The organism is Pseudomonas sp. NPDC077649 (genome assembly GCF_044542855.1).
Classification (GTDB): Bacteria; Pseudomonadota; Gammaproteobacteria; order Pseudomonadales; family Pseudomonadaceae; genus Aquipseudomonas.
Genome location: NZ_JBITVF010000002.1, coordinates 641,192 through 659,551, shown reverse-complemented (window position 1 = coordinate 659,551; position 18,360 = coordinate 641,192). Strand labels below are relative to the sequence as shown.

At 65.3% G+C, this 18,360-nt stretch carries 17 protein-coding genes; 15 read left to right on the top strand and 2 right to left on the bottom strand.

All coding sequences use genetic code 11. The features are described from left to right. Nucleotide 1: 1 nt before the first annotated feature. Together ACIGFL_RS10185 and map are read right to left on the bottom strand one after the other, a co-directional pair. On the bottom strand, nucleotides 2-2,695 hold the full coding sequence (locus ACIGFL_RS10185) for a [protein-PII] uridylyltransferase (RefSeq protein ID WP_397497084.1): 2,694 nt from the start codon (nucleotides 2,693-2,695) through the stop codon (nucleotides 2-4). A 37-nt stretch (nucleotides 2,696-2,732) separates the two neighbouring features. Beyond that, nucleotides 2,733-3,515, bottom strand: a complete 783-nt coding sequence (gene map / locus ACIGFL_RS10180) for a type I methionyl aminopeptidase (RefSeq protein ID WP_021444630.1) — start codon at nucleotides 3,513-3,515, stop codon at nucleotides 2,733-2,735. 281 nt (nucleotides 3,516-3,796) lie between these two features. On the opposite strand from map, the gene rpsB reads away from it, so the two are divergent. The 15 genes from rpsB (at nucleotide 3,797) to rnhB (ending at nucleotide 18,202) form a co-directional block, all read left to right on the top strand. Further along, on the top strand, nucleotides 3,797-4,540 hold the full coding sequence (gene rpsB / locus ACIGFL_RS10175) for a 30S ribosomal protein S2 (protein ID WP_021444631.1): 744 nt from the start codon (nucleotides 3,797-3,799) through the stop codon (nucleotides 4,538-4,540). Nucleotides 4,541-4,669: 129 nt separating this feature from the next. Then, nucleotides 4,670-5,533 (top strand): translation elongation factor Ts, encoded by an 864-nt coding sequence (tsf, locus tag ACIGFL_RS10170; RefSeq protein WP_031303281.1) that lies wholly within the window; start codon nucleotides 4,670-4,672, stop codon nucleotides 5,531-5,533. A gap of 186 nt (nucleotides 5,534-5,719) precedes the next feature. Next, nucleotides 5,720-6,463 (top strand): UMP kinase, encoded by a 744-nt coding sequence (gene pyrH / locus ACIGFL_RS10165; protein WP_021444633.1) that lies wholly within the window; start codon nucleotides 5,720-5,722, stop codon nucleotides 6,461-6,463. Beyond that, nucleotides 6,460-7,017, top strand: coding sequence for a ribosome recycling factor (gene frr, locus ACIGFL_RS10160; RefSeq protein ID WP_021444634.1), 558 nt, complete (start codon nucleotides 6,460-6,462; stop codon nucleotides 7,015-7,017). Before pyrH ends, frr begins: the two co-directional genes overlap by 4 nt. 16 nt (nucleotides 7,018-7,033) lie before the next feature. Then, a complete protein-coding gene (gene uppS / locus ACIGFL_RS10155) occupies nucleotides 7,034-7,780 on the top strand; it encodes a polyprenyl diphosphate synthase (protein WP_021444635.1) in 747 nt (248 codons plus the stop codon). Further along, nucleotides 7,780-8,595, top strand: coding sequence for a phosphatidate cytidylyltransferase (locus ACIGFL_RS10150; RefSeq protein ID WP_021444636.1), 816 nt, complete (start codon nucleotides 7,780-7,782; stop codon nucleotides 8,593-8,595). The genes uppS and ACIGFL_RS10150 overlap by 1 nt, the downstream gene beginning before the upstream one ends. Continuing rightward, nucleotides 8,592-9,776 (top strand): 1-deoxy-D-xylulose-5-phosphate reductoisomerase, encoded by a 1,185-nt coding sequence (ispC, locus tag ACIGFL_RS10145; protein ID WP_397497083.1) that lies wholly within the window; start codon nucleotides 8,592-8,594, stop codon nucleotides 9,774-9,776. The genes ACIGFL_RS10150 and ispC overlap by 4 nt, the downstream gene beginning before the upstream one ends. A 17-nt stretch (nucleotides 9,777-9,793) precedes the next feature. After that, on the top strand, nucleotides 9,794-11,146 hold the full coding sequence (gene rseP, locus ACIGFL_RS10140) for a sigma E protease regulator RseP (RefSeq protein WP_397497082.1): 1,353 nt from the start codon (nucleotides 9,794-9,796) through the stop codon (nucleotides 11,144-11,146). Nucleotides 11,147-11,235: 89 nt separating this feature from the next. Then, complete coding sequence (gene bamA, locus ACIGFL_RS10135; RefSeq protein WP_397497081.1) at nucleotides 11,236-13,608, top strand: outer membrane protein assembly factor BamA; 2,373 nt, start codon at nucleotides 11,236-11,238, stop codon at nucleotides 13,606-13,608. Between the two features lie 43 nt (nucleotides 13,609-13,651). After that, entirely contained in the window at nucleotides 13,652-14,155 is a 504-nt protein-coding gene (locus ACIGFL_RS10130; RefSeq protein ID WP_021444640.1) for an OmpH family outer membrane protein, read from the top strand. A gap of 2 nt (nucleotides 14,156-14,157) precedes the next feature. Further along, the gene (gene lpxD, locus ACIGFL_RS10125; RefSeq protein WP_021444641.1) at nucleotides 14,158-15,216 is read left to right on the top strand and encodes a UDP-3-O-(3-hydroxymyristoyl)glucosamine N-acyltransferase; all 1,059 of its coding nucleotides are present in this window, start codon (nucleotides 14,158-14,160) and stop codon (nucleotides 15,214-15,216) included. Nucleotides 15,217-15,262: 46 nt separating this feature from the next. Then, nucleotides 15,263-15,703, top strand: a complete 441-nt coding sequence (fabZ, locus tag ACIGFL_RS10120) for a 3-hydroxyacyl-ACP dehydratase FabZ (RefSeq protein WP_021444642.1) — start codon at nucleotides 15,263-15,265, stop codon at nucleotides 15,701-15,703. Next, the gene (lpxA, locus tag ACIGFL_RS10115) at nucleotides 15,700-16,476 is read left to right on the top strand and encodes an acyl-ACP--UDP-N-acetylglucosamine O-acyltransferase (protein ID WP_397497080.1); all 777 of its coding nucleotides are present in this window, start codon (nucleotides 15,700-15,702) and stop codon (nucleotides 16,474-16,476) included. Before fabZ ends, lpxA begins: the two co-directional genes overlap by 4 nt. Further along, nucleotides 16,476-17,606, top strand: a complete 1,131-nt coding sequence (lpxB, locus tag ACIGFL_RS10110) for a lipid-A-disaccharide synthase (RefSeq protein WP_397497079.1) — start codon at nucleotides 16,476-16,478, stop codon at nucleotides 17,604-17,606. Before lpxA ends, lpxB begins: the two co-directional genes overlap by 1 nt. Continuing rightward, nucleotides 17,606-18,202, top strand: coding sequence for a ribonuclease HII (gene rnhB, locus ACIGFL_RS10105; protein WP_397497078.1), 597 nt, complete (start codon nucleotides 17,606-17,608; stop codon nucleotides 18,200-18,202). The genes lpxB and rnhB overlap by 1 nt, the downstream gene beginning before the upstream one ends. Nucleotides 18,203-18,360: the final 158 nt, after the last annotated feature.

Here is an 18,360-nt window from a genome sequence, read left to right as displayed (position 1 = left end):
ATCAGATGGAAAATTGCGTGGGCTGGACGCTGGGCTCGGACAGGCGGCGGACGATGGTTTCCTGCAGGCGTGCGCAGAGCTCGGGATCGGACAGCGGCTGGTTATTGGCGTCGGTGACGAAGAACACGTCCTCGACCCGCTCGCCGAGGGTGGCGATCTTGGCGTTCTGCAGCGACAGGTCGAACTCGAGGAAGATCCGTCCGATGCGCGCCAGCAGGCCGGGGCGATCCGGCGCGGTCAGCTCGAGCACGGTCACCGGGCGTTGCGCGTCGTTGTGGATGGTCACCTGCGGGGCGAAGGCGAAGTGCTTGAGCTGGCGCGGCACGCGGCGCTGGATGATGGTCGGGTAGTCATCCGGGTTCTTCAGCGCCTCGATCAGGCCCTGGCGTATCTGCTGGATGCGCGCGGGATTGTCGCCGATCGAGCCGCCATCGGCGTCCAGCACCACGTAGGTGTCGAGGGTGAACTGGCTGGTCGAGGTGATGATCCGCGCATCGTGGATGTTCAGGTTGAGCTGGCTCATCGCCGCCACGGTCACGGCGAAGAAGTCGTGCTGGTCCGGCGCGTAGATGAAGATCTGCGTGCCGCCCTCGAACTCGCGCTGGGTGGTTTCCTTGATCAGCACCAGCGGGCCGGCGTCGGCCGGGTGCTGGAGGATGGCCTCGGTGTGCCAGGCCACGTCGCTGGCGGTGTGGCGCAGGAAATAGTCGTCGCCGAGCTGGCTCCACAGCTGCTCGGCGTCGTCCGGGTCGGTACCGCCGCGCACCAGGGTGTCCAGCGCCGCGCTCTGCGTCTGGCGAATCTGTTCCTCGCGGTCCACCGGGTTCTCCAGGCCGCGGCGCAGGGCGCGCTTGGTCTCGGTGTAGAGCTGGCGCAGCAGGCTGGCGCGCCAGGAGTTCCAAAGGCTGGGGTTGGTGGCGTTGATGTCGGCCACGGTCAGCACGTAGAGGTAGTCCAGGTGGGTCTGGTCGCCGACGAACTGGGCGAAGTCGTGGATCACCTGCGGGTCGGAGAGGTCCTTGCGCTGCGCGGTGGTGGACATCACCAGGTGGTGCTGCACCAGCCAGACGATCAGCGCGCTGTCCCAGGCCGGCAGGTTGTGGCGGCGGGCGAAGACCTCGGCATCCACCGCGCCGAGTTCCGAGTGGTCGCCGCCGCGGCCCTTGCCGATGTCGTGGTAGAGGCCGGCGAGGTAGATCAGCTCGGGCTTGGGCAACTTGTCGATCAGCTTGCTGGCCAGCGGGAATTTCTCCGTCAGCTCCGGCCAGCGGAACTTGCGCAGGTGCTTGATCAGGTTGAGGGTGTGCGCATCGACCGTATAGATGTGGAACAGGTCGTGCTGCATCTGCCCGACTATGTGGCCGAACTCCGGCAGGTAGCGGCCGAGGATGCCGTAGCGGTTCATCCGCCGCAGGTTGCGGTGGATGCCTTCGCGGCACTTGAACAGTTCGATGAACAGGCTGGTGTTGCGGATGTCCTTGCGGAACTCGTCGTCGATCAGGTGGCGGCTGTCGCGCAGCAGGCGGATGCTGTCGGCGCGCACGCCCTTGATCTCCGGGTGCTGGGCCATCAGCACGAAGACTTCGAGGATGGCGAAGGGGGTGCGCTTGAAGACGTTCGGGTGGGTCACCTCGATATAGCCGTCGCGCACCTGGAAGCGGCTGTTCAGTGGGGTGGCCGGGCCGCTCTCGCCGGCGCGCAGGATGACTTCCTCGAAGTGCTGGTTGATCAGGTCCGACAGCTCGGAGATGCCCATCACCACGCGGTAGTACTTCTGCATGAAGTGCTCGATGCTGCGCTTGCCGTCGCCGTCCTGGTAGCCGAACAGCGCGGCGATACGCCCCTGGTAATCGAACAGCAGGCGGTCTTCGGCGCGCCCGGCGAGCATGTGCAGGGCGTAGCGCACCTTCCACAGGAACTCCTGGCTGGAGGAGAGCAGGGCGTACTCGCTCTCCAGCAGAAAGCCCTGGCCGACCATGGCGTGCAGATTCAGCGTGTCGAACTGGCGGCGCGCCACCCAGAGCACGGTCTGGATGTCGCGCAGGCCGCCCGGCGAGCCCTTGACGTTGGGTTCGAGGTTGTACTCGGTGTCGTTGTACTTGGCGTGGCGCGTCTTGCGTTCCTCGCGCTTGGCCAGGAAGAAGTGCTTGCTCGGCCACATCCGCTCGCTGCTGGTCACCGCCTGCATGCGCTGGCGCAGGTGCTCGGGGCCGGCGATGGTGCGGCTTTCCATCAGGTTGGTGATTACCGTCAGGTCGGCGCGCGCCTCCTCGGCGCACTCGTCGACCGAACGCACGCTCTGGCCGACTTCCAGGCCGATGTCCCAGAGCAGGGTGAGAAAGCCCTCGATCGGCTCGCGGAAGATCTCGTGATCGCTGCTGTCGAGCAGGATCAGCAGGTCGATGTCGGAATAGGGGTGCAGTTCGCCGCGGCCGTAGCCGCCGACGGCGAGCAGGGCGATGTCGGCGTCCTCGCTCCAGGCGAAGCGCTTCCAGGCTTCCTGCAGGATCTGGTCGACGAACCAGGCGCGATCCTCGACCAGGCGGCGGATGTCGCGGCCGCCCTGGAAGCGGGCGTCGAGCACCTCGCGGGCATGGCGGATGGCCTTCTTGAACGCGGCGATGGGGCTGGACTTGAGCGCCAGCTCGGCCTGGAACTGACCGCGGTCAAACAGTTCGGGGTCCATCTGCGGCATGCAATTGCCTTCCTCTAAAGGTGCGTAGGGTGCGCTGTCAGGCCGAGGTGCGCGGCAGGGTGTCGTCGCTGCGCAGGGTGAGGATCTCGTAGCCGCCGGCGGTGACCAGCACGGTGTGTTCCCACTGCGCCGACAGCTTGCGGTCCTTGGTGATGGCGGTCCAGCCGTCGCCGAGCAGGCGGGTTTCCGGGCGGCCCTGGTTGATCATCGGCTCGATGGTGAACGTCATGCCTTCCTTGAGCTCCATGCCGGTGCCGGCGCGGCCGTAGTGCAGCACCTGCGGTTCCTCGTGGAACACCGCGCCGATGCCGTGGCCGCAGTACTCGCGCACCACGGAAAAACCGTTCTTCTCCGCGTGCTTCTGGATCACCTCGCCGATATCGCCCAGGCGGGTGCCCGGCTTGACCAGTTCGATGCCTTTATACATGCATTCCTGGGTGACCTTGGCCAGACGCTCGGCCCACTCGGCAACCTTGCCGACCATGAACATCTTGCTGGTGTCGCCGTGGTAGCCGTTCTTGATCACGGTGACGTCGATGTTCAGCACGTCGCCATCTTTCAGCGGCTTGTCGTTGGGGATGCCGTGGCACACCACGTGGTTGATCGAAGTGCAGATCGACTTGGGGAAGCCCTTGTAGTTGAGCGGGGCGGGGATGGCCTGCTGCACATTGACTATGTAGTCGTGGCAGATGCGATCCAGCTCGTCGGTGGTGACCCCGGGCTTGACGTACTCGCCGATCATCTCCAGCACCTCGGCGGCCAGGCGGCCGGCCACGCGCATTTTCTCGATTTCGTCGGGGGATTTGATGGTGACGGTCATATGAAGCTCTCGGGCGCGAACGGAAAAGGGGAGTATCTTAGCAGCTAGGAGGCGCAAGCCCCAAAGGCCGCTGCAAGTGGGCGGCGGAGGGGCGCCTGGCGTCATTTGCTGCCTGAGGCTGGTAGCTTGCGGCTGCTTTCTGTGGTATAAAACGCGCCGCTTTACGGGCGGCATGCCCGAAAGCCTAAACCCACACACGTATCGACACGGTTTCCTGGGTGCCCGCAAGGGTTGGAAGCTGGGATACGTGGAGGCCTAACCCGACTTATCAAGGAACTATCATGTCCCAAGTCAATATGCGCGATATGCTGAAGGCCGGTGTGCACTTCGGCCACCAGACCCGTTACTGGAACCCGAAAATGGGCAAGTACATTTTCGGTGCGCGTAACAAGATTCACATCATCAACCTCGAAAAAACCCTGCCGATGTTCAACGACGCCCTGTCGTTCGTTGAGAAGCTGGCCGCTGGCAAGAACAAGATCCTGTTCGTCGGCACCAAGCGTTCCGCTGGCAAGATCGTTCGCGAAGAAGCCGCTCGTTGCGGTTCGCCCTTCGTCGATCACCGCTGGTTGGGCGGCATGCTGACCAACTACAAGACCATCCGTGCTTCGATCAAGCGCCTGCGCGAGCTGGAAACCCAGTCCCAGGACGGCACCTTCGCCAAGCTGACCAAGAAAGAAGCCCTGATGCGCACCCGCGATCTGGAGAAACTGGATCGCAGCCTGGGCGGTATCAAGGACATGGGCGGCCTGCCGGACGCGCTGTTCGTGATCGACGTCGACCACGAGCGCATCGCCATCACCGAAGCCAACAAGCTGGGCATCCCGGTCATCGGCATCGTCGATACCAACAGCAGCCCGGAAGGCGTTGACTACATCATCCCGGGTAACGACGACGCCATCCGCGCCATCCAGCTGTACATGGGTGCCATGGCCGACGCCGTGATCCGTGGTCGCAGCAACGCTGGCGGCGGCACCGACGAGTTCGTCGAAGAAGCCCCGGCTGCCGAAGCCGCCGAAGGCTAAGCGGTAACGCCAAGCAGTTAGCGTTATGCGCTGTGCAAGAAGGGGGCTAGGCCCCCTTTTTGCCACTCACAGATTTGATCGCCCACTCATCGGGCGAATGGTTGAAGACCTACCGAGAGGATTTTCAAGATGGCAGAAGTTACTGCAGCCCTGGTTAAAGAACTGCGCGAGCGTACCGGCCAAGGCATGATGGAATGCAAAAAGGCCCTGGTTGCCGCCGGTGGCGACATCGAGAAGGCGATTGACGACATGCGCGCTTCCGGTGCCATCAAGGCTGCCAAGAAGGCCGGCAATATCGCCGCCGAAGGCTCCATCGCCGTGCGCGTCGAAGGCGGCCGTGGCCTGATCATCGAAGTCAACTCGCAGACCGACTTCCTGGCTCTGCAGGACGACTTCAAGGCTTTCGTCAAGGAAAGCATCGACGAAGCCTTCGAGAAGAACCTGACCGAAGCCGCTCCGCTGATCGCTTCCCGCGAGTCCGCTCGTGAGGCCCTGGTGGCCAAGTGCGGCGAGAACGTCAACATCCGTCGTCTGACCGCCGTTTCCGGTGAAACCGTCGGTGCCTACCTGCACGGCCACCGCATCGGTGTTCTGGTCGTCCTGAAGGGCGGCAACGACGAGCTGGCCAAGCACGTTGCCATGCACGTTGCTGCGTCCAACCCGGCCGTGGTCACCCCGGACCAGGTGTCCGACGAGCTGGTGGCCAAGGAAAAGGAAATCTTCCTGCAGCTGAACGCCGAGAAGATCGCCGGCAAGCCGGAAAACATCGTCGAGAACATGGTCAAAGGCCGTATCGCCAAGTTCCTCGCCGAGGCCAGCCTGGTCGAGCAAGCCTTCATCATGGATCCGGAAGTCAAGGTCGGTGACCTGGTGAAGAAGGCCGGTGCCGAAGTCGTTTCCTTCGTGCGTTACGAAGTGGGCGAAGGCATCGAGAAGGCCGAGACCGACTTCGCTGCCGAAGTCGCTGCCCAGGTTGCTGCCAGCAAGCAGTAATCGGCGGTTCGACCAGTTGCCCCAGAGAGGCTGCCCGCTTGCGCGTGCAGCCTCTTTGCCGAATGGGGGGTGACAAATGCAACAGCGGCCGTTTCAACCAACGGTCGTCGGCGCTGTCGAAGTGCCGGATAATTGCGATGCTCAGGCATCGCCACAGCATTCATATCGCCGCAGGAGAGACTTGCAATGGCTCAGCAGACGAGTGGTCGCCAACCTCGCTACAAACGCATTCTGCTCAAACTCAGCGGCGAGGCCCTGATGGGCTCGGAAGATTTCGGCATCGACCCCAAGGTGCTCGACCGCATGGCCCTGGAAGTGGGGCAGCTGGTGGGGATCGGCGTGCAGGTCGGCCTGGTGATCGGCGGCGGCAACCTGTTCCGCGGCGCCGCCCTGTCGGCCGCCGGCATGGATCGGGTCACCGGCGACCACATGGGCATGCTGGCCACGGTGATGAACGCCCTGGCCATGCGCGACGCCCTGGAGCGCTCGAACATCCCCGCCATCGTCATGTCGGCGATCTCCATGGTCGGCGTCACCGATCATTACGATCGGCGCAAGGCCATGCGCCACCTGAAGACCGGCGAGGTGGTGATCTTCGCCGCCGGCACCGGCAACCCCTTCTTCACCACCGATTCCGCCGCCTGCCTGCGCGCCATCGAGATCGATGCCGACGTGGTACTGAAGGCGACCAAGGTCGATGGCGTGTACACTGCCGACCCGTTCAAGGACCCGCATGCCGAGAAGTTCGAGCGCCTGACCTATGACGAGGTGCTCGATCGCAAGCTGGGCGTGATGGACCTGACCGCCATCTGTCTGTGCCGCGACCACAAGATGCCGCTGCGGGTCTTCAACATGAACAAGCCGGGCGCCCTGCTCAACGTAGTGGTCGGCGGCGCCGAAGGAACCCTGATCGAGGAGGATGCACAATGATCAACGACATCAAGAAAGACGCCCAGGAACGCATGGGTAAGTCCCTGGAGGCGCTGGATCGCAATCTGGCCTCCATCCGTACCGGCCGTGCTCACCCGAGCATCCTGGACAGCATCAAGGTACCGGCCTGGGGCAGCGACATGCCGCTGAACCAGGTGGCCGCGATCACCGTCGAGGACGCCCGTACCCTGAAGATCGTCGCGCACGACAAGAGCCTCGGCGCCGCCATCGAGAAGGCCATCCTGACTTCCGACCTGGGCCTGAACCCGAGCAGCGCCGGCACCACCATCCGCGTGCCGATGCCCGCGCTGACCGAGGAGACCCGCAAGGGTTACACCAAGCAGGCCCGCGGCGTCGCCGAGGACGCCAAGGTCGCCGTGCGCAACGTGCGCCGCGACGCCCTGGCCGAGCTGAAGAAGCTGGCCAAGGCCAAGGAAATCAGCGAAGACGAAGAGCGTCGTGCCGCCGACGAGTTGCAGAAGCTCACCGACAAGTTCGTCGGCGACGTGGACAAGGCCCTGGAGGCCAAGGAAGCGGACTTGATGGCAGTCTGACGGTCAGGACACCCACATGGACAAGAGCAAGCTGGGCGCGGTGCCGCGGCACGTCGCCATCATCATGGATGGCAACAACCGTTGGGCCAAGAAGCGCCTGTTGCCGGGGGTGGCCGGGCACAAGGCCGGGGTCGACGCGGTGCGCGCGGTGATCGAGGTGTGTGCCGAGGCCGGGGTCGAGGTGCTGACCCTGTTCGCCTTCTCCAGCGAGAACTGGCAGCGCCCGGCCGAGGAGGTCGGCGCGCTGATGGAGCTGTTCCTCGGTGCGCTGCGCCGCGAGGCGAAGAAGCTGCTGGACAACGACATCGGCCTGCGCATCATCGGTGATCGTTCGCGCTTTCATCCCGAGCTGCAGGCCGCCATGCGCGAGGCCGAGGCGCTGACCGCCGGCAACCGCCGCTTCACCCTGCAGATCGCCGCCAACTACGGCGGCCAGTGGGACATCGCCCAGGCTGCCCAGCGCCTGGCGCGCGAGGTACAGGCCGGTCACCTACAGCCGGAGGACATCACCCCCGGGCTGCTCCAGACCTGCCTGGCCACCGGCGACCTGCCGCTGCCGGACCTGTGTATCCGCACCGGCGGCGAGCACCGCATCAGCAACTTCCTGCTCTGGCAGTTGGCTTACAGCGAACTGTACTTCTCCGACCTGTACTGGCCGGATTTCAAGCACGAGGCCATGCGCAAGGCGCTGGCCGATTTCGCTACCCGCCAGCGTCGCTTCGGCAAGACCAGCGAGCAGGTGGAAGCCGAGGCGCGTTCTTAATGTTGAAACAGCGAATCATCACCGCGTTGGTGCTGCTGCCCATCGCCCTGGGCGGGTTTTTCCTGCTCGACGGGGCGGCATTCGCGCTGTTTATCGGTGCGGTGGTCGTGCTCGGCGGCTGGGAGTGGGCGCGTCTGGCCGGGTTCGCCACGCAGCCTTTGCGCATCGCCTATGCCGCACTGGTCGCGGCGCTGCTTTACGGCCTGTACCTGACGCCGGCGCTGGCGCCCTGGCTGCTGGCCGCGGCCCTGCTCTGGTGGGTGCTGGCCACCCTGCTGGTGCTGGGCTACCCCGCCAGTAGCCGTTACTGGGGCGGTTTGCCCGGCAAGCTGCTGATCGGCTTGCTGATTCTGCTACCCGCCTGGCAGGGCCTGGTGCTGCTCAAGCAGTGGCCGCAGGCCAATGGCCTGATCATCGCGGTGATGGTGCTGGTGTGGGGCGCGGATATCGGCGCCTATTTCGCCGGCAAGACCTTCGGCAAGCGCAAGCTGGCGCCCAGCGTCAGCCCCGGCAAGAGCTGGGAAGGGCTGTACGGCGGCCTCGCCGCCAGCCTGCTGATCACCCTGGCGGTAGGCCTGCAACAGGGCTGGAGCGCTGGCGGCCTGCTGCTGGCGCTGGCCGGTGCGGCGCTGGTGGTGCTGCTCTCGGTGGTCGGCGACCTGACCGAGAGCATGTTCAAGCGTCAGTCCGGGATCAAGGACAGCAGCAACCTGTTGCCGGGTCACGGCGGCGTGCTGGATCGCATCGACAGTCTGACCGCAGCCATTCCGCTGTTCGCCGCGCTGCTCTGGCTGGCGGGTTGGGGTTCGCTGTGAGTGCGCCGCAGCGGATCACCGTGCTGGGCGCGACCGGCTCCATCGGTCTCAGCACCCTGGACGTGATCGCCCGCCATCCCGAGCGTTACCAAGTCTTCGCCCTGAGCGGCTTTTCCCGTCTGGCCGAGCTGCAGGCCCTGTGCCTGCAGCATCGTCCGGATTATGCGGTGGTGCCCGATACTAGCGCCGCGCACGAGCTGCAGAGCGGCCTGCGCGGCGCCGGCCTGACGACCGAGGTGCTGGTAGGCGAGGAGGGCTTGTGTGCGGTGGCCGCCGCTGCCGAGGTCGATTGCGTGATGGCCGCCATCGTCGGCGCCGCCGGGCTCAAGCCGACCCTGGCCGCGGTGCGCGCGGGCAAGAAGGTGCTGCTGGCCAACAAGGAGGCGCTGGTGATGTCCGGCGCCCTGTTTATGCAGGCGGTGCGCGAGAGTGGCGCCACCCTGCTGCCGATCGACAGCGAACACAACGCCATCTTCCAGTGCCTGCCCGGCGACTATGCGCGCGGCCTGCAGCCGGTCGGCGTGCGGCGCATCCTGCTCACCGCCTCCGGCGGGCCGTTTCGCGAAACGCCGCTGGCCGAGCTGGAGCGGGTCACCCCGGAACAGGCCTGCGCCCATCCCAACTGGTCGATGGGGCGCAAGATCTCGGTCGACTCGGCGAGCATGATGAACAAGGGCCTGGAGCTGATCGAGGCCTGCTGGCTGTTCGATGCGCGGCCCGAGCAGGTTGAGGTGGTGATCCACCGGCAGAGCGTGATCCATTCGCTGGTCGATTACGTCGACGGCTCGGTGCTGGCCCAGCTGGGCAACCCCGACATGCGCACGCCGATCGCCCATGCCTTGGCCTGGCCCGAGCGGATCGACTCGGGAGTGGCGCCGCTGGATCTGTTCGCCGTCGGTCGCCTGGATTTCGAGCGCCCCGATGCGCAGCGTTTCCCCTGCCTGCGCCTGGCCCGCGAGGCGGCGCAGGCCGGCGGCAGCGCGCCTGCCATGCTCAATGCGCTCAACGAAGTGGCGGTCGAGGCGTTCCTGCAGCGACGCATTCGCTTCAGCGATATCGCGCGTATGATTGAAGCGGTGTTGAACGCGCAGTCAGTGCAGGCGGTCGAAGCGCTCGATGCGGTGTTCGAGGTCGATCGGCGCGCGCGCGCGCTGGCGGCCGAGTGGCTCGCCCGTCGTTGACGGGCCGGAGAGAATAGATGAGCGGGCTGTATATGTTGGTCGGCACCCTGATCGCCCTGGGTGTGCTGGTGACTTTTCACGAGTACGGGCACTTCTGGGTGGCGCGGCGTTGCGGGGTCAAGGTGCTGCGCTTCTCCGTGGGCTTCGGTACACCGCTGCTGCGCTGGCACGACCGCCAAGGCACCGAGTTCGTCATCGCCGCCATCCCCCTGGGCGGCTACGTCAAGATGCTCGACGAGCGCGAGGGCGACGTGCCGCCGGCGCTGCTCGAGCAATCCTTCAATCGCAAGAGCGTGCGCCAGCGCATCGCCATAGTCGCGGCCGGCCCGTTGGCCAACTTCCTCCTGGCGCTGCTGTTCTTCTGGTTCGTCGCCATGCTCGGCAGCCAGCAGGTGCGTCCGGTGATCGGCGCGGTGCAGGAGGGCAGCCTGGCGGCGGCGGCCGGTCTGCAGGTCGGCCAGGAAATCGTCGCGGTCGACGGCGAGCCCACCAGCGGCTGGGCGGCGGTCAATCTGCAGCTGGTGCGCCGTCTGGGCGAAAGCGGCAGTCTCGACCTGCGCGTGCTCGAGCCCGGTTCCACCGCCGAGTCGCCCAAGCAGCTGCAGCTGGACAACTGGCTGCGCGGTGTCGACGAGCCGGACCCGATCGGCTCGCTGGGCATTCGCCCCTGGCGCCCGGCGCTGGAGCCGGTGCTCGCCGAGCTCGATCCCAAGGGGCCGGCGCAGGCGGCCGGGTTGCAGCCTGGCGACCGTCTGCTGGCGCTCGACGAGCAGCCCTTGGCCGATTGGCAGCAACTGGTCGACCGCGTGCGCGCCTTGCCGGGCGAGGCGGTCAGGCTGCGCATCGAGCGTGCCGGGCAGCCCCTGGATGTCGAGCTGACCCTGGCCGCGCGCGGCGAGGGCGAGGCGCGCAGCGGTTATCTGGGCGCCGGCGTGGCGGGCGTCGAATGGCCGCCGGAGATGCTCCGCGAAGTGCGTTACGGGCCGCTCGAAGGAGTGGTCGAAGGGCTGCGGCAGACCTGGGCGATGAGCCTGTTGACCCTCGATTCGCTGAAGAAAATGCTGTTCGGGGAGCTCTCGGTAAAAAACTTGAGCGGGCCGATAACCATTGCTAAAGTGGCGGGCGCTTCGGCTGAGTCAGGGCTCGGGGATTTCCTGAAATTCCTTGCATATCTGAGCATTAGCCTGGGGGTTCTCAATCTGCTGCCCATCCCCGTGCTGGACGGTGGGCATCTGCTGTTTTACCTGGTCGAGTGGGTGCGTGGTCGTCCCTTGTCCGAGCGGGTTCAGGGGTGGGGGATGCAGATCGGCATCAGTCTGGTCATCGGCGTGATGCTGCTGGCCTTGGTCAACGACCTGAGCCGTCTGTAAGCATCGTTGAAATACGCTCTCGGTACTTGCAAAAAAGTGTCGCCTTGGGCGACAGATTTTTATCGTCAGTTGGAATAAGAAAGGACTTCATGAAACGTCTGCTGCTACCTGCGGTGCTGTCCGCATTGATGATCGCCGAAGTTCACGCCGAGTCCTTCACCATCTCCGATATACGCGTCAATGGCCTGCAGCGGGTTTCCGCCGGCAGCGTGTTCGGCGCACTGCCGCTGAACGTCGGCGAACAGGTCGATGACCGCCAGCTGGTCGACGCCACCCGCTCCCTGTTCAAGACCGGTTTCTTCCAGGACATCCAACTCGGTCGCGATGGCGACGTGCTGGTCATCACCGTGGTCGAGCGCCCCTCCATCTCCGGCATCGAGATCGAGGGCAACAAGGCCATCACCACCGAAGACCTGCTCAAGGGCCTGAACCAGTCGGGTCTGGCCGAGGGCGAAATCTTCCAGCGCGCCACCCTCGAAGGCGTGCGCAACGAGCTGCAGCGCCAGTACGTGGCCCAGGGCCGCTACTCGGCCGAGATCGAAGCCGAAGTGATTCCCCAGCCGCGCAACCGCGTGGCGCTGAAGATCACCATCAACGAAGGCACGGTCGCCACCATCCAGCACATCAACGTGGTCGGCAACACCGTGTTCTCCGACGAGGACCTGGTCGACCTGTTCGAACTGAAGACCACCAACTGGCTGTCGTTCTTCAAGAACGACGACAAGTACGCCCGCGAGAAGCTGTCCGGCGACCTCGAACGCCTGCGCTCCTACTACCTGGACCGCGGCTACATCAACATGGACATCAGCTCTACCCAGGTGTCCATCACCCCGGACAAGAAGCACGTCTACATCACCGTCAACGTCGACGAGGGTGAGAAGTACAGCGTGCGCGAAGTGAAGCTGTCCGGCGACCTCAAGGTGCCGGAAGAGGACGTGCGCGCGCTGCTGCTGGTCAAAGAAGAGCAGGTCTTCTCGCGCAAGGTGATGACCACCACCAGCGAGCTGATCACCCGCCGCCTGGGCAACGAGGGCTACACCTTCGCCAACGTCAACGGCGTGCCGGAAGCGCACGACGAGGACAACACCGTCTCGATCACCTTCTTCGTCGACCCGGGCAAGCGCGCCTACGTCAACCGCATCAACTTCCGCGGCAACACCAAGTCCGAGGACGAAGTGCTGCGCCGTGAAATGCGCCAGATGGAGGGCGGCTGGGCCTCGACCTACCTGATCGACCAGTCCAAGACCCGTCTCGAGCGCCTGGGTTTCTTCAAGGAAGTCAACGTCGAGACCCCGCAGGTGCCGGGCACCGACGACCAGATCGACGTCAACTACAGCGTCGAGGAGCAGCCGTCCGGTTCCATCACCGCCAGCGTCGGCTTCGCCCAGAACGCCGGTCTGATCCTCGGCGGCTCGATCAGCCAGAACAACTTCCTCGGTACCGGCAACAAGGTCAGCGTCGGCCTGACCCGCAGCGAATACCAGACCCGCTACAGCTTCGGCTTCGTCGACCCCTACTGGACGGTGGACGGCGTCAGCCTGGGCTACAACGCCTTCTACCGCACCACCGACTACGACGAACTCGACGTCGACGTCTCCAGCTACTCGGTCGACAGCCTCGGCGCCGGCCTCAGCATCGGCTATCCGATCAGCGAGACCTCGCGCCTGACCTACGGCCTGACCGTGCAGCAGGACAGCATCGACACCGGCCTCTACACCGTCGACGAGATCTTCGACTTCATCGAGCAGGAAGGCGATCGTTATCTGAACTTCAAGGGTTCCATCGGCTGGTCCGAATCGACCCTGAACCGCGGCGTGCTGGCCAACCGTGGCCATTCGCAGAGCCTGGTGCTGGAAACCACCCTGCCGGGCAGCGACCTGTCGTTCTACAAGCTCGACTACCGCGGCCAGATCTTTACCCCGCTGTCCGACAACTACACCATGCGCTTCCATACCCAGCTGGGCTATGGCGACAGCTACGGCTCCACCGCCGAGCTGCCATTCTACGAGCACTACTACGCCGGCGGCTTCAACTCGGTGCGCGGCTTCGAGGACAGCAGCCTGGGCCCACGCAGCACGCCGAGTCGCGGCGAGGCCGTTACGGGCAACACAGGCACGCTTGCCGATCCGGACGACGATCCGCTGCCGTTCGGCGGCAACGTGCTGGTTCAGGGCGGCGTCGAACTGCTGTTCCCCATGCCTTTCGTCAAGGACCAGCGCTCGCTGCGCACCGCACTGTTCTGGGACGTGGGCAACGTCTTCGACACCAACTGCACGTCCAGCCAGAAGCGCTTGAGCGACACCTGCGATATCGACTTCGGCAATATGGCCAGCTCCGTGGGCGTCGGCCTGACCTGGATCACCGCGCTGGGCCCCCTGAGCTTCAGCCTGGCCATGCCGGTGATGAAGCCCGATGATGCCGATACCCAGGTGTTCCAGTTCTCCCTGGGCCAGACCTTCTAAACCTATTCACCGAAAGCCAACAGTTTTGTTGCAGGAGTGCATTGTGCGTAAGTTGACTCAACTGGTTCTGTTCACCGCCGCCCTGATCGCCACTCCGGCGTTCGCCGAGATGAAGGTGGCCGTGCTGAACTATCAGATGGCCCTGCTCGAGTCCGACGCGGCCAAGCGCTACGCGGTCGATGCCGAGAAGAAGTTCGGTCCGCAGCTGAACAAGCTCAAGACCCTGGAAAGCGACGCCAAGCGCATCCAGGACCGCATGGTCAAGGAAGGCGAGAAGATGCAGCAGGCCGAGCGCGAGCGTCTCGAGCTCGAATTCAAGCAGAAGGCCCGCGACTTCCAGTTCCAGTCCAAGGAGCTGAACGAAGCCAAGGCCATCGCCGACCGCGAGATGCTGGCCAAGCTCAAGCCGAACCTGGACAAGGCGGTGGAAGAGGTGATCAAGAAGGGTAACTTCGACCTGGTGCTCGAGCGTGGCGCGGTGATCGATGTCAAACCCCAGTTCGACATCACCCGCCAGGTCATCGAGCGCATGAACCAGCTGCGCTGATCATGACGGCAGTAGTCTTTACTCTCGGCCAGCTGGCCGAGCGCCTGGGCGCCACCCTGCGCGGCGCCGAAGGCAAGCTCATCGCGGGCCTGGCCACCTTGCAGGAGGCCGGGCCCGAGCAGTTGAGCTTCCTGGCCAATGCCCAGTACCGCAAGTACCTGGCGCAGACCCGCGCCGGCGCGCTGCTGCTCACCGCCGCCGATGCCGAGGGCTACGCCGGCGATGCGCTGATCGTCGCCAACCCCTATCTGGCCTATGCCCAGCTCTCGCACCTGTTCGACCGCAAGCCGCAGGCCGTGGCCGGCGTACATGCGACTGCCGTGGTGGCGGCGGATGCTCAGGTCGATCCGACTGCCAGCGTCGGCGCCTATGCGGTGATCGAGGCCGGCGCGCAGATTGGCGCCGGTGTCAGCATCGGCGCGCACTGCGTCGTTGGCGCCCGTTCGGTGATCGGCGAGGGCGGCTGGCTGGCGCCGCGGGTGACCCTGTACCACGACGTGCGCATCGGCAAGCGCGTGGTGATCCAGTCCGGCGCGGTGATCGGTGGCGAGGGCTTCGGTTTCGCCAACGAGAAGGGCGTGTGGCAGAAGATCGCGCAGATCGGCGGGGTGAGCATCGGCGACGACGTCGAGATCGGCGCCAACACCACGGTCGACCGCGGCGCGCTGTCCGACACCCTGATCGGCAACGGGGTCAAGCTGGATAACCAGATCATGATCGCGCACAACGTGCAGATCGGCGACAACACCGCCATGGCCGGCTGCGTGGGGATTTCCGGCAGCACCAAGATCGGCCGCAACTGCATGATCGCCGGCGGCGTCGGCATGGTTGGCCATATCGAGGTGTGCGACAACGTGTTCGTCACCGGCATGACCATGGTCACCCGTTCCATTACCGAGCCGGGCGCCTATTCTTCAGGCACCGCGATGCAGCCGGCAGCGGAATGGAAGAAGAGCGCGGCGCGCATTCGTCAGCTGGACGACATGGCCAAGCGCCTGCGCGAGCTGGAAAAACAGCTGGCTGCCGTGACCCCGAGCGCGAACGCCTCATCTGATGCCTGAGCCGGCCAGGCCGCGCTCCTCTTTTTTCTTACAGGCTTATCCGGACATGATGGACATCAACGAAATTCGTGAATACTTGCCGCACCGCTATCCCTTCCTTCTGGTGGATCGTGTGGTGGACCTGGACGTCGAGGGCAAGTGCATTCGCGCCTATAAGAATGTCAGCATCAACGAGCCGTTCTTCAACGGTCACTTCCCCGAACACCCGATCATGCCGGGCGTGCTGATCATAGAGGCGATGGCCCAGGCCGCCGGTATCCTCGGCTTCAAGATGATGGGCGTGAAGCCGGCCGATGGCACCCTCTACTATTTCGTCGGCTCGGACAAACTGCGTTTCCGCTCGCCGGTGCTGCCGGGCGACCAGCTGGTGCTGGAAGCCAAGTACCTGAGCGATCGCCGCAGCATCTGGAAGTTCGAGTGCCGCGCCAGCGTCGATGGCAAGGAAGTCTGCTCGGCCGAAATCATCTGTGCGGAACGCAAACTATGAGTTTGATTGACCCTCGCGCCATTATCGATCCGTCGGCGAAGCTGGCGGATGGCGTTCAGGTCGGCCCCTGGTCGATCATTGGACCCGATGTGGAAATCGGCGAGGGTTCGGTGATCGGCCCCCATGTGATCCTCAAGGGGCCGACCGTGATCGGCAAGCACAATCGCATCTACCAGTTTTCCTCGGTAGGCGAGGACACCCCCGATCTGAAGTACAAGGGCGAGCCGACCCGCCTGGTGATCGGCGACCACAACGTCATTCGTGAGGGCGTCACCATTCACCGCGGCACCGTGCAGGATCGCGGCGAGACCACCCTGGGCGATCACAACCTGATCATGGCTTACGCCCATATTGGCCACGACAGCGTGATCGGCAACCACTGCATCCTGGTCAACAACACCGCGCTGGCCGGGCATGTCTGGGTCGACGACTGGGCGATCCTCTCCGGTTACACCCTGGTGCATCAGTTCTGCCGCATTGGCGCGCACAGCTTCTCCGGCATGGGCACCGCCATCGGCAAGGATGTGCCGGCCTACGTCACCGTGTTCGGCAACCCGGCCGAGGCGCGCAGCATGAACTTCGAGGGCATGCGCCGCCGCGGCTTCTCCAGTGATGCCATCGCCGCTCTGCGCAAGGCCTACAAACTGGTCTATCGCCAGGGTATGACCGTCGAGCAGGCACTGGTCGAGTTGGCCGAGCTGTCTGCGCAGTTCGCGGAAGTCGCGGTATTTCGCGACTCCATCCAGGCGTCCACCCGCGGCATCACCCGCTGATGAGCAGGCCGTTGCGTATTGCGCTGGTCGCCGGCGAGGCGTCTGGTGACATCCTCGGCGCCGGGCTGATGCAGGCGCTCAAGGCCAGGCACCCGGATGCCGAGTTCATCGGCGTCGGCGGCGCGCGCATGGAGGCCGAGGGGCTGCAATCCTCCTTCCCCATGGAACGCCTGGCGGTGATGGGTCTGGTCGAGGTGCTCGGCCGCCTGTTCGAGCTGCTCGGCCGCCGTCGTCAGCTGGCGCGCGAGCTGATCGCCGCCAAGCCGGATGTGTTCATCGGCATCGATGCGCCGGATTTCAACCTGGGCCTGGAGCTCAAGCTGCGCCGCGCCGGGATCAAGACCGTGCACTACGTCAGCCCCTCGGTCTGGGCCTGGCGGCAGAAACGCGTGCTGAAAATTCGCGACGCCTGCGACCTGATGCTGACGCTGTTCCCCTTCGAAGCGCAGTTCTACGACGCCCATCAGGTGCCGGTGCGCTTCGTCGGTCACCCGCTGGCCGACGCCATCCCGCCGCAGGCCGACCGTGCCGCGGCGCGCGAAGCGCTGGACCTGCCGCAGGATGAGCCAGTGGTTGCGTTGATGCCGGGCAGCCGCGGCGGGGAGGTCGCGCGCCTCGGCGAGCTGTTCCTCGATGCGGCGATTCGCCTGCGCGCGCTGCGTCCCGGCATCCGCTTCCTGCTGCCCTGCGCCACGCCGGAACGCCGTACGCAACTGGAGCAGATGCTGGCCAGCCGCGACCTGCCGCTGACCCTGCTCGACGGCCGCTCGCACGAGGCCCTGGCCGCCTGCGACGCGGTGTTGATCGCCTCCGGCACCGCGACCCTGGAAGCGCTGCTGTACAAGCGGCCGATGGTGGTGGCCTATCGCGTGGCGCCGCTGACCTACCGCATTCTCAAGCGCCTGGTGAAGAGTCCGTACATTTCCTTGCCCAACCTGCTGGCCGAGCGCCTGCTGGTGCCGGAGCTGATCCAGGACGCGGCCAGCGCCGATGCCCTGGCGCAATCGCTGGCGCCGCTGATCGACGGCGGCGAGGTGCAGACCGAGGGTTTCGACGTGATCCACCGCGCCCTGCGCCGCGACGCCTCGGCGCAGGCGGCCGAGGCCGTGCTCAAGCTGGTCGGTCGCTGATGCAGCTGGGATTGGACTTCGCTCTGGTCGAGGACCTGGTGGCCGGGGTCGACGAGGTCGGCCGCGGTCCGCTGTGCGGCGCGGTGGTCACCGCCGCGGTGATCCTCGATCCGGCGCGGCCGATCCAAGGCCTCAACGACTCCAAGAAGCTGTCCGAGGCGCGCCGCGACAAGTTGTTCGACGAGATTCGCGAGAAGGCCCTGGCCTGGTGCATTGCCCGCGCCGAGGTGGAGGAGATCGACCGCCTGAATATCCTCCACGCCACCATGCTGGCCATGCAGCGCGCGGTCGCCGGGCTCGGCGTGACGCCGAAGCTGGCGCTGATCGACGGCAACCGCTGCCCCAAGCTGGCGGTGCCCAGCGCGCCGGTGGTCGGCGGCGACGCCAAGGTGCCGGCCATCGCCGCCGCGTCCATTCTGGCCAAGGTCAGCCGCGACCGCGAGATGGCCGAACTGGATCTGCTCTATCCCGGCTACGGCATCGCCGGGCACAAGGGCTATCCGACGCCCACCCACCTCGAAGCGCTGCGCCGCCTCGGACCGACGCCGATCCATCGGCGCTCCTTCGCCCCGGTACGCGAGTTGCTGGAGCGCTGAGGTCGCGCCTTGTCGCCTGACCGACTGCATTGGTCGCCTCAGCGCAAGCCATGAAAACCGCGATCCCCCAAAGTGCCGCCCCTTTGCGCAGGCTAGACTCTGCGCAGTATCCCGGCGGGCCTCGACCCGCTATCCGCCCCGGCGATCCCGGGCCAACG

Coding starts and splice junctions, on each gene's coding strand:
- ACIGFL_RS10185 (WP_397497084.1), bottom strand. CDS start 2,695: ATGCCGCAGATGGACCCCGAACTGTTTGACCGCGGTCAGTTCCAGGCC.
- map (WP_021444630.1), bottom strand. CDS start 3,515: ATGACCGTCACCATCAAATCCCCCGACGAAATCGAGAAAATGCGCGTG.
- rpsB (WP_021444631.1), top strand. CDS start 3,797: ATGTCCCAAGTCAATATGCGCGATATGCTGAAGGCCGGTGTGCACTTC.
- tsf (WP_031303281.1), top strand. CDS start 4,670: ATGGCAGAAGTTACTGCAGCCCTGGTTAAAGAACTGCGCGAGCGTACC.
- pyrH (WP_021444633.1), top strand. CDS start 5,720: ATGGCTCAGCAGACGAGTGGTCGCCAACCTCGCTACAAACGCATTCTG.
- frr (WP_021444634.1), top strand. CDS start 6,460: ATGATCAACGACATCAAGAAAGACGCCCAGGAACGCATGGGTAAGTCC.
- uppS (WP_021444635.1), top strand. CDS start 7,034: ATGGACAAGAGCAAGCTGGGCGCGGTGCCGCGGCACGTCGCCATCATC.
- ACIGFL_RS10150 (WP_021444636.1), top strand. CDS start 7,780: ATGTTGAAACAGCGAATCATCACCGCGTTGGTGCTGCTGCCCATCGCC.
- rseP (WP_397497082.1), top strand. CDS start 9,794: ATGAGCGGGCTGTATATGTTGGTCGGCACCCTGATCGCCCTGGGTGTG.
- bamA (WP_397497081.1), top strand. CDS start 11,236: ATGAAACGTCTGCTGCTACCTGCGGTGCTGTCCGCATTGATGATCGCC.
- lpxD (WP_021444641.1), top strand. CDS start 14,158: ATGACGGCAGTAGTCTTTACTCTCGGCCAGCTGGCCGAGCGCCTGGGC.
- fabZ (WP_021444642.1), top strand. CDS start 15,263: ATGATGGACATCAACGAAATTCGTGAATACTTGCCGCACCGCTATCCC.
- lpxA (WP_397497080.1), top strand. CDS start 15,700: ATGAGTTTGATTGACCCTCGCGCCATTATCGATCCGTCGGCGAAGCTG.
- lpxB (WP_397497079.1), top strand. CDS start 16,476: ATGAGCAGGCCGTTGCGTATTGCGCTGGTCGCCGGCGAGGCGTCTGGT.
- rnhB (WP_397497078.1), top strand. CDS start 17,606: ATGCAGCTGGGATTGGACTTCGCTCTGGTCGAGGACCTGGTGGCCGGG.